The organism is Plantibacter auratus, from assembly GCF_050587365.1.
GTDB classification, from domain to species: Bacteria; Actinomycetota; Actinomycetes; order Actinomycetales; family Microbacteriaceae; genus Plantibacter; species Plantibacter auratus.
The window spans coordinates 1,491,879-1,503,433 of record NZ_JBOBFV010000001.1 but is presented as its reverse complement, the minus strand read 5'-3'; the positions used below and the strand labels follow the sequence as shown (position 1 = coordinate 1,503,433).

The following is an 11,555-nucleotide window of genomic DNA, read 5'->3' as shown; positions in this document are numbered from 1 at the left end:
CGAGGTGCTTCGGGGGCACTTCGACAGGCTCAGTGACCGGGGGAGGTGACACGCTTCGGTCCCTGAGCTTGTCGAAGGGCGGTCCGGTCGATGGTGTCCTCGGATGGCGAGCTGCTTCGTGGGCACTTCGACAGCCTCAGTGACCGGGGAGGGTCGGGCGAGCGGGTTCCGGTCCCGACACAACGGAACAGCCCCGCCATCCTGGAGAGGATGACGGGGCTGTTCCGTTGTTACCGGTGTAGCGTGCGGGTGAACCCGCGGTCGGCTACTTTGCCGGCGGCATCAGCACCGAGTCGATGAGGTACACGGTCGCGTTGGCGGTCTTGACGCCACCGCAGATGACCTTGGCACCGTTGACGGTGATGTTGTCACCCGAGCCCTCGACCTTGACGGTTCCACCCTCGACGGTGGTCTGCTCACCGTCGATGTCGGACGGAGCGATCTGGCCGGGGATCACGTGGTACGTGAGGATCGAGGTCAGCGTCGCAGCGCCCTCAGGCGTCTTGAGGCTGTCGATCGTCGCGGCGTCGATCTTCTTGAACGCGTCGTCGACCGGGGCGAAGACGGTGAACTCGGAGCCGTTCAGCGTGTCGACGAGGTTGACGTCGGGGTTCAGCTGGCCGGAGACCGCAGCGGTGAGCGTGGTCAGCAGCGGGTTGTTGGACGCGGCGACGGCGACGGGGTCGGCCGACATGCCGGCGACGGAGCCAGCACCGTCCGGGACGGCGTCAGCGTAGGCGGCGCAGCCCGAGCCGACGAGGTCCGCTGCGGGGTCTGCAGCCATCGACTCGGTGGGAGCGGAGCTCGGCTCCATCGAGGAACCGCTGTCGGAGCTGGAGCCGCTGGAACAGGCTGCGAGGCCGAAGGTCGCGACGGCGGCGAGTGCGAGCACTGCCATGTGGTTTCGCTTGATGGTACGCATGTGATTCTCCTTTGATGAGGTTTGGACCGGTTGTCGAGTGCCTCTCAGAACCGGCCCTCGATGACACTTCGGAGCCCCCACGGGGGTGGTTTGGAAAAAGATCCGATCGCGTGTCGGACGGCGTCGCGCATTAAGAGGAGCGAAATTCTTCGGATCCGTTCCTGTGGAGGGGCACCGGGGTGTCAGCTGCTGCGGCTACGATCGACGGATGAGCTGGAGTACCGAACCCGACTGGATCCCGGACGACGCGGACGCTCCCGACGACTTCGACGCCCCACCGCCCGACGACGCGTACCTCGGCGGTGGTGTCGCGTGGGGGAGTGGAGCGGTCGCGTCCGCTCCAGGCGCTCCGCCCGCGGCGGCTCCGGTGGCCGCCCGTGCGGCCGGCCAGAAGTTCGCCACGGCGCAGGAGGCGCTCCACGCCGTCTTCGGGTACGACGCGTTCCGCGGCGAGCAGCAGCAGATCATCGAGCAGGTCGCCGGTGGCGGCGACGCGGTCGTCCTCATGCCGACGGGTGGGGGCAAGAGCCTCTGCTACCAGATCCCCGCCCTGCTCCGACCGGGCACCGGCATCGTCGTCTCCCCGCTCATCGCCCTCATGCAGGACCAGGTCGACGCACTCCTCGCCGTCGGCGTCCGCGCCGCGTTCCTCAACTCGACGCAGGATCCCGCTGAGCGTTCCCGGGTCGAACAGGCCTACCTCGCCGGCGAGCTCGACCTCCTCTACGTCGCGCCCGAGCGCCTGAGCTCGGAGGCGACCCGGCGGTTCCTCGGCCAGGGCACCATCGCCCTGCTCGCGATCGACGAGGCGCACTGTGTGTCGCAGTGGGGGCACGACTTCCGCCCCGACTACCTCATGCTCGGCGAGCTCGCCGAACGCTGGCCCGACGTCCCGCGCATCGCGCTCACCGCGACCGCCACCGACGCGACGCACCAGGAGATCACGCAGCGGCTCCATCTCGGCGAGGCGAAGCACTTCGTCTCGAGCTTCGACCGCCCGAACATCCAGTACCGGATCGTCGGCAAGAACGAGGTCCGCAAGCAGCTCGTCGCGTTCGTGAAGGAACAGCCGGCCGGCACCGCCGGGATCGTCTACTGCCTCAGCCGCAAGACGGTGGAGCAGACGGCGCAGCTCCTGCGCGACAACGGGGTGGACGCCGTGGCGTACCACGCCGGACTCGACGCCTCCGTGCGAGCGGCTGCGCAGTCCCGCTTCCTCCGCGAGGACGGTGTCGTGGTCGTCGCGACCATCGCCTTCGGGATGGGCATCGACAAGCCCGACGTCCGGTTCGTCGCCCACGTCGACCTCCCGAAGAGCGTCGAGGGCTACTACCAGGAGACCGGCCGTGCGGGGCGCGACGGCGAGCCGTCCATCGCCTGGCTCGCCTACGGCCTGCAGGACGTCGTCCAGCAGCGGCGCATGATCGCGGAATCACCGGGCGACCTCGCGCACCAGCGCAACCTCAGCGCCCACCTCGACGCGATGCTGGCCCTCTGCGAGACCGTCGACTGCCGCCGGGTCAACCTGCTGCGCTACTTCGGTCAGCCCTCCACGCCGTGCGGCAACTGCGACACCTGCCTCGAACCACCGGTCACCTGGGACGGCACCGTGCCGGCGCAGAAACTCCTCTCGACGATCGTGCGCCTGAAGCGCGAGCGCAACCAGTCCTTCGGCGCGGGGCAGATCATCGACATCCTCCGCGGCAAGCGGACCGACCGCGTCGCCCAGCAGCGGCACGACGAACTCGCGACCTTCGGCATCGGCGAGGACCTCAGCGACCAGGAGTGGCGCGGCGTGGTCCGTCAGTTGCTCGCACGCGACCTCCTGGCCACCGTCGGCGAGTACGGCACGCTCGGCCTCACCGACGGGAGCGCCGAGGTGCTCGCAGGGAACCGACCGGTGGCCATGCGTCGCGAGCCGGAACGTGCTGCCCGCTCCTCGTCGAGGTCGTCCTCTCGCTCGTCGAGCGCGAACGCCGAGCTCGAGCCAGCCGCGGCCGAGCTGTTCCAGGCTCTGCGTGCCTGGCGGGCCGGGGTGGCGAAGGAGCAGGGCGTCCCCGCCTACATCGTCTTCGGCGACGCGACCCTGCGGGAGGTCGCGACGGCGAAGCCCGACTCGCTCGGCGCGCTCGACGGCATCAGCGGCATCGGCGCGAAGAAGCTCGACGCCTACGGAGAGGCGCTCATCGAGGTCGTCGCCGCCAACGCCTGACGCCGCTCCTGGGAGCGAGCTGCGACAGCTGTGGGGGAGGACCAAGTCGATCGACGGCGATCGGGCGGGCCCTTGTCCACATCCCACAGGCGCTTTCACCCATCGTTATGACAGTCCTACCATTGTGGGAGGTTTTCATGGGTGAAAGGCAGGACACAGCGATGGTCGACACAGCGATCCGGACGAGCGTCAGCGGTACCACGGCAGCGACGGTCGAGGTGGCGCCGTCCGACGCGCGGATCGATGTCCCGGCGCTCGCCCACCAGCTGCTCGGCACCTGGCCGGAGGCTCGTCTCGCGTCGCGCGCACTCGCCGCCAAGCCGGAGATGCAGCGGATCGAAGGACAGTCGATGGACGACCACCGCGACCGCGTCTTCCACCAGCTGAAGCTCCTCGTCGAGAACGGCCAGGTGCTCAAGGCGTTCCCGAAGCGCCTCGGCGGCGCCGACGACCACGGCGGCAACATCGCCGGGTTCGAGGAGCTCGTCCTCGCCGACCCGTCCCTCCAGATCAAGTCCGGTGTCCAGTGGGGCCTCTTCGGTGCGGCGATCCTGCACCTCGGCACCGAGCCGCACCACGACGCGTTCCTGCCCGGCGCGATGAACCTCGACGTCCCCGGTGCATTCGCGATGACGGAGTCCGGTCACGGCTCCGACGTCGCCTCGATCGCGACGACCGCGACGTACGACCCGGAGAGCCAGGAGTTCGTCATCGACACCCCGTTCCGTGCGGCGTGGAAGGACTACCTCGGCAACGCGGCCGTGCACGGCAAGGCGGCGACCCTGTTCGCGCAGCTCATCACGAACGGCGTGAACCACGGCGTGCACTGCTTCTACGTGCCCATCCGCGACGACGAGGGCGCATTCCTGCCCGGGATCGGCGGCGAGGACGACGGCCTGAAGGGCGGGCTCAACGGCATCGACAACGGCCGGCTGCACTTCACCGGCGTCCGCGTGCCGCGCACCAACCTCCTCAACCGCTACGGCGACGTCGCCGAGGACGGCACCTACTCCTCGCCCATCAAGAGCCCCGGGCGTCGCTTCTTCACCATGCTCGGCACGCTCGTCCAGGGCCGGGTGTCCCTCGACGGAGCCGCGACGTCGGCCTCCGCCCTCGCCCTGCAGATCGCGATCACCTACAGCAGTGAGCGTCGGCAGTTCAACGCGGGCAGCGACACCCAGGAGGAGGTCATCCTCGACTACCAGCGCCATCAGCGCCGGCTCCTGCCGCGGCTCGCGACGACGTACGCGCAGATCTTCGCCCACGACCGGCTGCTCGTGAAGTTCGACGAGGTGTTCAGCGGCAAGGCCGACTCGGACGACGACCGTCAGGACCTCGAGACGCTCGCGGCGGCGCTCAAGCCGCTGTCGACCTGGCACGCGCTCGACACGCTCCAGGAGGCGCGGGAGGCGTGCGGTGGCAACGGCTTCCTCGCAGAGAACCGCCTCACCGGCCTGCGCGCGGACCTCGACGTCTACGCGACGTTCGAGGGCGACAACAACGTGCTGCTGCAGCTCGTCGCCAAGCGTCTCCTCACCGATTACAGCCGGAAGTTCGCGAAGGTCGACGCCGGTGCGCTCGCCCGCTACGTCGTCGAGCAGGCGACCGACCGCGCCGTCCACAGCAGCGGACTCCGGAGCCTCGCGCAGACCGTGAAGGACTTCGGTTCCACGGCTCGCTCGGTGAGCCAGCTACGCGACACGAACGTCCAGCGCGAGCTGTTGACCGAGCGCGTCGAGTCGATGATCGCCGAGGTCGCGACGAAGCTGCGCGGCGCGAACAAGCTCTCCAAGCAGGCCGCGTCCGACCTCTTCAACGCACACCAGAACGAGCTCATCGAGGCCGCGCGGGCGCACGGCGAGCTCCTCCAGTGGGAGGCGTTCACCGAGGGTGTCGAGCAGATCCAGGACCCCGGCACCAAGCAGGTGCTGACCTGGGTGCACGACCTCTTCGGGCTCTCGCTCATCGAGAAGCACCTCGCCTGGTACCTCATCCACGGGCGCCTCTCCCCGCAGCGCGGCCAGGCCGTCAGCGCCTACGTCGACCGCCTCATCGCGCGGCTGCGTCCGCACGCCCTCGACCTCGTCGAGGCGTTCGGCTTCGCCCCCGAGCACGTGCGCGCACCCATCGCGACCGGCCAGGAGGCGCAGCGTCAGCAGGAGGCCGCCGACTACTTCGCCGAGCTCCGTGCCTCGGGCGACGCACCCGTCGACGAGAAGACGCTCACGAAGAAGTCCCGCTGACCACGCGCGGTTGAGAGGAGGCAGATCGTCGTCCGCGCAAGGGGCGGGTGACGATATGCCTCACCTCGCGCTGCGCGATAGGGTGCCGACATGACGTTCAACGACAACGCCGACATCAGCGGGAACAAGGTCAAGCGACGGGGCCGCACGACCGGCATCGCCGTCGGTGGCGGCGCGGTCGGCGTCATCGTGATCGCCCTCATCTCGCAGTTCCTCGGGGTCGACGTGTCGGGCATCCTCGGCGGCGGTGGCGTCGGCGGGGGCCAGCAGGAGGAGAGCCAACTCTCCGACGAGTGCCAGACCGGTGCCGACGCGAACGCGAACGTCGACTGCCGCATGGGCGGTGCCTACTCGTCGCTCGACGCCTACTGGGCCGAGGAGCTCCCCGCGCTCGGTGCCGACTACACCTCGCCGGCGGACTTCATCATCTTCGACCAGCAGACGAACACGGGTTGCGGCGCCGCGACGAGCGCCACCGGTCCGTTCTACTGTCCGCCGGATCAGACCATCTACATCGACACCAGCTTCTACGCCGAACTGCGCGACCGCTTCGGCGCCTCCGGCGGACCGCTCGCCGAGATGTACGTCGTCGCACACGAGTGGGGGCACCACATCCAGGCGCTCACCGGCATCATGGACCGCGCCGACCGCAGCGGCACGGGTCCGGCCTCCGACTCCGTGCGTATCGAGGTCCAGGCCGACTGCTTCGCCGGTGCCTGGGTCGCCGCGGCATCGGACACCGAGGATGCGAAGGGGGTCGCCTTCCTGAAGCCCGTGACCCAGCAGGAGATCGACGACGCGCTGAGCGCCGCGGCGGCCGTCGGCGACGACCGCATCCAGGAGGCCGCGACCGGCCAGGTGAACCCCGAGGCGTGGACCCACGGCTCCGCCGAGCAGCGGCAGCGCTGGTTCATGACCGGCTACCAGTCCGGTCCGTCAGCGTGCGACACCTTCTCGGTGTCCGCCGACCAGCTCTGACCGGCGGGCCGGGTGCGGCATGCTAGATGAGACACGTGTCGTGAACACAGGAGGAAGTGGACCGTATGGGTGAGCCGTATCCCGAGATCGAGCCGTACGAGACCGGCATGCTCGACGTCGGCGACGGGCAGTCGCTGTACTGGGAGACCTCCGGCAACCCCGACGGCAAGCCCGTCGTGTTCCTCCACGGCGGCCCGGGCGGCGCGACGAGCCCCATCCACCGTCGGCTCTTCGACCCGAAGCGGTACCGCATCGTCCTCGTCGACCAGCGCGGCTGCGGCAGGAGCACCCCGCACGCGAGCGACCCGGCGGCCGACCTGTCGACGAACACCACCTGGCACCTCGTCGCCGACCTCGAGGTGCTGCGGAAGGCGCTGAAGATCAAGCGCTGGATGGTGTTCGGCGGGTCCTGGGGTTCGACCCTCGCGCTCGCGTACGCCCAGAAGCACACGAAGCGCGTCACCGAGCTCGTGCTCCGCGGCATCTTCACGCTGCGCGACGCCGAGCTCGACTGGTTCTACGAGGGCGGTGCCTCCGCGGTCTTCCCCGACCTGTGGGAGGGCTACCTCGAGCCGATCCCGGTTGACGAGCGCCGCCACCTCATCGAGGCCTACCACCGGCGTCTGTTCGACGAGGACCCGGCCGTCCACGGGCCGGCGGCCGTCGCCTGGTCGCGGTGGGAGTCCTCGACGATCACCCTGCTCCCGCAGGAGGAGACCGTCGCCCGGTTCACCGACCCGCACTTCGCGGTGGCGTTCGCGCGCATCGAGAACCACTTCTTCACGAACAAGGGCTGGTTCGAACCCGAGCAGCTCATCCGCGATGCCGGCAAACTCGCCGGAGTCCCCGGCGTGATCGTCCAGGGCCGCTACGACATGTGCACCCCGGTCTTCACCGCGTGGGACCTGCATCGGGCATGGCCGGAAGCGGACTTCACGATCGTCCCCGACGCGGGCCACGCCTTCGACGAGCCGGGCATCCTGTCGGCGCTCATCGACGCGACGGACCGCTTCGCGAAGGACTGAGGCGGGGCTGAGCCACGGGCTGCGGCACCGCCCGAGGCTCAGGAGACGACGATGAGCGGGTTGACCTTCGCGCCCGTCAGCTCCATCGTGTTGCCGCTCTGGGTGAGGCTCACTGCAGGGTAGGACGTGAACGCGCAGGACGACACGGCACGGTTCGGGCCGAACTTGTTGTTCGTGACCTTCGCCGTCTGCGTCCACGACTGCTTCACCTGCAGTTTGAGCGAGCAGTGGCCGCCGTCGATCCAGTTGCCGTCGACCGTCAGGTTGACGTTGTTCTGCTCGGCGCCGCCGAGGATCGCGAAGTTGGACGCTCCGCGGATCGTGTTGCCCACGACCCGGAGGTTCTGCCCCTGCAGGATCTGGATGTTGTCGTTGTGGGTGGCCCGCCCGCCTTGCGCCGGATCGTTCGCATAGTCCACGGTGTTCTCCAGCAGGGACTTCTCGATCAGTACGTTGTCGCCGTGGATCTTGACCGAGTCGACGTTCCCGACGACGTGGACGTTGCGCGCCGTGAAGTCCCACCCCTTGATGCCGTCGAAGTAGACGGACGGGAACTCGGCCGTGACGTCCACGTGGTCGATGACGAGGTTGTCGTATCCGTAGTTCGTGATGAGGCCGACCGCGAAGCCTTTCGCCTTGCCGCCGCGGACGATCGAGTTCTTGATGGTCACGTTCGCCGCCCGCACGGTCACGAACCCGTGGATGTCCAGCCCGTCGATGACGGTCCCGGCCTCGGTGATCGTGAGGTCGCCGTCGTGTCTGGTGAGCGAGGTCCCCGACGGCACGCCGGTGGTGGATGCCGACGGCTTTGACGTCGACCCGGCTGGAGCCGCCGCCGGGGTGGAGGCTGCGGCCTTGCCGAAGCCGATCGTCGCGGCCGAGCCTGCGGAGCCCGAGAGGTAGCTCCAGACGCGGACAGGTCCGGCAGCGCTGACGCGGGTGGCGGAGCTGTCGGAGGCGCTCTGCTGCCACGAGGGCTTGGTGGTGCCCTCCACCCACGCGCGGACGGAGAGCTTCACCGGGTTCGATCCGGACACCGTCCCCTCCAGGTTCAGCTGCTGTCCGGTGGCGACCGTGATCCCGGTGGCGCCGCTGACGAGTGAGGTTTCAGCTCCAGCGACGACGCGGGAGATGCTGACGGTGACCTCGCCGTTCGCCAGGATGCGCGCCTTGGCGCGATATCCTGCGGCGTTCGACGGGGCTCGGAGCTGGACGGCGACGTACGCGGTCCGCTGTGCCGGTACGGTGAACTGCGCCGACGCCGTGGTGTCGGCGAGATTCGACGCGGTCACGACCGCGGCAGCCGAGGCGCCCGGTGCGACACTCAAGGACCCCGAGGTCGCGGCGTTCGCAGCGGTCGGGACGGCGAGCATCGTCGCGAGGGTGACGACGATCGCCATGATCGCGGCGCCGAGAGGTGTGCGGACGCCGGTCGGAGCCGATGCGATCGAGGAGTGTCTGCGGCGGTTCGGTCGTGCTGATCGTGGATACCCGTTCATGGGTGGAGTCCTCCGTCGGACGTCGTGTTACGGTTCGGCGGATCCCGGCCCCCCGGTCGGTCCCTGTTCGTGATCCGTTAACCTTGCAGTACGGCCCAAGGGAGCGCAAGTTGCCGCTGACCAGGATATTCATGATGCCCCCCGCACGAGGATGTGAGGTAGTCGACAGGCTTCCCACGTTCATGGAGGGTCGTCCTCGACCGCGCTGAGCGAGCGACCGGCGGGGGAGGCGAGGTGGCTTGGACACGACCGCCCGTGCGGCGACCGACGTGGGTCGTGGAGTGACCGCAGGGCGCATCGTGATGACCCCCGCGCAAACTGGGGATGCGCTGAACGTGGGCCGTGCGCAGGTCGTGGACTACTCGGAGAACCGTGCGCGGCGGACGGCCTTCCCGGCGACGAGAGCGTCGCGCAGCGACCGACCGATGAGCCCCTCGCGGGCGAAACCGCTCAGCAGCTCGGCTGCGAGCGCGCCGCGGTCGACCTCGGGTTCCGGGCCGTCGTCGACGCCGTCGGCCGGGCCGGCGAAGCCGTCGTGGGCGAGCAGGATCGAGCCCTGGTGGCAGTGCCGGACGGCGTGGGCGACGCGCTCGTGCTCGCCGACGTCCTTGACGTCCCAGGCGGTCGCCGTCCACAGCACCGTCTGCAGGCCGGCTCGTTTGACGGCCTGCCAGGTCTCGATGCTCTGCGCGCCGTAGGGTGGACGGAACCACTCGATCGCCTGGCCGCTCAGTTGTTCGAGCTCCTGCTTGGCCGCGAGGGTCCGCCGATAGGCCGCCTCCTCGGAGAAGTCGGTGAGGCGCACGTGGTCGTCGCCGTGCAGCGCGAGTTCGTGTCCACCGGCGACGATGCGTTCGAGGAGCTCGGGGTGCTTCCGCGCGCGGCCGACGAGGACGAAGAACGTCGCGGTCGCGCCTGCCTCGGCGAGGGCGTCGAGGACGCCTGGCGTGCCGTCGGGGCTCGGACCGTCACCGTAGGTCATGACGACCGTGCGCTCCTCGGTCGCGACACCGACGATCGAGCCGTGGACGGGCAGCGAACCGGTGAGGCGTGCGAGCAGCGCCTGCCGAGCCTTCGTCATGTGTCCACCGCCCTGTGAGTCGATCCGTCCAACAGTACCTCGCTGTCGTGGCGAACGGGAGCGCGGCCGCGGCGGCGGACGGGGCGCAGGGGTACGGCGGGTGTCAGGCCTGGACGAGCGTGGTGTCGAGCTCGCGCTGCTCCTCGAGCTGGGCGAGTGCACGGCGGAGTGCGGTGCTCGAGGTGCTCATCGTGTAGGGGAAGTAGACGACCTCGACGCCGACCTTGGCGAACTCCGCTTCAAGACGGAGGCCCTCTGCGGTCCCGCGCCAATCGTCGCCCTTGAAGAAGATGTCGAACCGGAGCGCATCCCAGGCCTGGAGCTTGTCGTCCCAGGTCTCCTCGACGGCCTCGTCGACGAAGCCGATGTGGCGGACGATCTCGAGACGCTCGGTCAGCGGGACGATGGGCTCGATGCGCTTGCGGGTGCGCAGCAGCTCGTCCGAGACGACCCCGGCGATGAGGTAGTCGCACGCGCTCTTGGCGTGACGGAGGATGTTCAGGTGCCCGACGTGGAAGAGGTCGAAGGCGCCTGCTGCGTAGCCGACGCGTCCCGGTCGTGCTGCTGCGTGCTGATCGCTCATCCGAACGCTCCCCGTATGTGTGTTTCCCTGACGTCTCCGGCGCGTTCATTGAGCCTGGTCCGAGCGTATGAGGGTCATCACCGCTTGCCGAGTCCACTTTCAGGTGCCACCCGAGGAGGGGCCGATGCCTGGCAGCGTCAGGCCGGGCCCAATAAGCTGCCTCCCGAGAGGACTCCTTCCGGAGGCCTCCGCAGCGGACACGGGCGGATCGCTCGGAACGGGGTACCACGGTGACCGAGCTCGAGGGTGAACAGACAGCAGACACGAACGTGCCGAAGACCCGTCGTCGGACCACGCTGATCGTCGTGTCGGCGGTCGTGGTCGTCGCGCTGCTCATCGTGGCGTTCCTCGTCTTCCGTCCGGCGACGACGACCGATGCGGGCGGCGCGACCGGGACGGCGGTCCCCACCTCGTCCACCAGCGCCGGAGCCACGACGCCTGGAGCGACCGGCTCGTCGACCGGCGCACCGGAACCGGGTGGACGGCCCACGCAGACGCCGATCGCCTTCGACGACGACGCCGAGCCGCTCCCCGGCGTCACGGTCGCGATCACCGGGCTCGAGGCCGTCGACGGCGAGGCGACCGGCGTGGGGGAGATATCCGGGCCCGCCGTGCGGGTGTCGGTCGAGTTCGTGAACGGCTCCGACGCCGAGGTCGACCTTCGTACCGTGCAGGTCACGGCCGACTCCGGCCCGGACCGGACCGCGAGTTCCGAGCTGAGCGGTCCCGGCGTCGTGGCCTTCCCGGCCCGGCTCGCGGCCGGGGACCGTGCGACAGCGGTCTACGTGTTCGCCGTGCCGGCCGACCAGCGCGAGTCGTTCCGGGTGTTCGTCGACTCGGTCGTGACCGCACCGGTGGTGCTGTTCGAAGGCGCAGCGCCGTCCGCCTGATCGTCTCAAGCGAGTGGAGGTCGGCGACGGTGGCCGATGGCGACCTGAGGGGGTGATCCGCGGGGCAACAGCGGGGGGCAAAATCACCCATGTTCGAGGGATACTGGCGCGTCAGCGGCGCT

The 11,555-nt window shown here is 69.3% G+C and carries 9 protein-coding genes; 5 read left to right on the top strand and 4 right to left on the bottom strand.

Going from position 1 to position 11,555, the window contains the following annotated elements; genetic code table 11:
* Positions 1-265 precede the first annotated feature (265 nt).
* Positions 266-922 (bottom strand): fasciclin domain-containing protein, encoded by a 657-nt coding sequence (locus tag ACQ3HE_RS07120; RefSeq protein WP_079705110.1) that lies wholly within the window; start codon positions 920-922, stop codon positions 266-268.
* A gap of 208 nt (positions 923-1,130) precedes the next feature.
* Between ACQ3HE_RS07120 and recQ the strand changes: the two genes are divergently transcribed.
* The 4 genes from recQ to pip all read left to right on the top strand — a co-directional run bounded on the left by recQ (position 1,131) and on the right by pip (position 7,380).
* Complete coding sequence (gene recQ / locus ACQ3HE_RS07115; RefSeq protein WP_430891905.1) at positions 1,131-3,134, top strand: DNA helicase RecQ; 2,004 nt, start codon at positions 1,131-1,133, stop codon at positions 3,132-3,134.
* A 161-nt stretch (positions 3,135-3,295) separates the two neighbouring features.
* Complete coding sequence (locus ACQ3HE_RS07110) at positions 3,296-5,377, top strand: acyl-CoA dehydrogenase family protein (protein WP_430891904.1); 2,082 nt, start codon at positions 3,296-3,298, stop codon at positions 5,375-5,377.
* A 90-nt stretch (positions 5,378-5,467) separates the two neighbouring features.
* Positions 5,468-6,355: a KPN_02809 family neutral zinc metallopeptidase gene (gene ypfJ, locus ACQ3HE_RS07105; RefSeq protein ID WP_430891903.1), complete on the top strand. Its 888-nt coding sequence runs from the start codon at positions 5,468-5,470 to the stop codon at positions 6,353-6,355.
* Positions 6,356-6,420: 65 nt separating this feature from the next.
* Positions 6,421-7,380 (top strand): prolyl aminopeptidase, encoded by a 960-nt coding sequence (gene pip, locus ACQ3HE_RS07100; protein WP_191940527.1) that lies wholly within the window; start codon positions 6,421-6,423, stop codon positions 7,378-7,380.
* A 38-nt stretch (positions 7,381-7,418) separates the two neighbouring features.
* Here the strand turns inward: pip and ACQ3HE_RS07095 are convergent, their stop codons facing one another.
* The 3 genes from ACQ3HE_RS07095 to ACQ3HE_RS07085 form a co-directional block, all read right to left on the bottom strand.
* Positions 7,419-8,879 (bottom strand): right-handed parallel beta-helix repeat-containing protein, encoded by a 1,461-nt coding sequence (locus tag ACQ3HE_RS07095; RefSeq protein WP_124768705.1) that lies wholly within the window; start codon positions 8,877-8,879, stop codon positions 7,419-7,421.
* Positions 8,880-9,237: 358 nt separating this feature from the next.
* Positions 9,238-9,960, bottom strand: coding sequence for a polysaccharide deacetylase family protein (locus ACQ3HE_RS07090; protein ID WP_430891902.1), 723 nt, complete (start codon positions 9,958-9,960; stop codon positions 9,238-9,240).
* A gap of 103 nt (positions 9,961-10,063) precedes the next feature.
* Positions 10,064-10,543 (bottom strand): FAD synthase family protein, encoded by a 480-nt coding sequence (locus ACQ3HE_RS07085; RefSeq protein ID WP_124768707.1) that lies wholly within the window; start codon positions 10,541-10,543, stop codon positions 10,064-10,066.
* Between the two features lie 230 nt (positions 10,544-10,773).
* Here ACQ3HE_RS07085 and ACQ3HE_RS07080 point away from each other — a divergent pair, with 230 nt between their 5' ends.
* Entirely contained in the window at positions 10,774-11,433 is a 660-nt protein-coding gene (locus tag ACQ3HE_RS07080; protein WP_430891901.1) for a hypothetical protein, read from the top strand.
* Positions 11,434-11,555 lie beyond the last annotated feature (122 nt).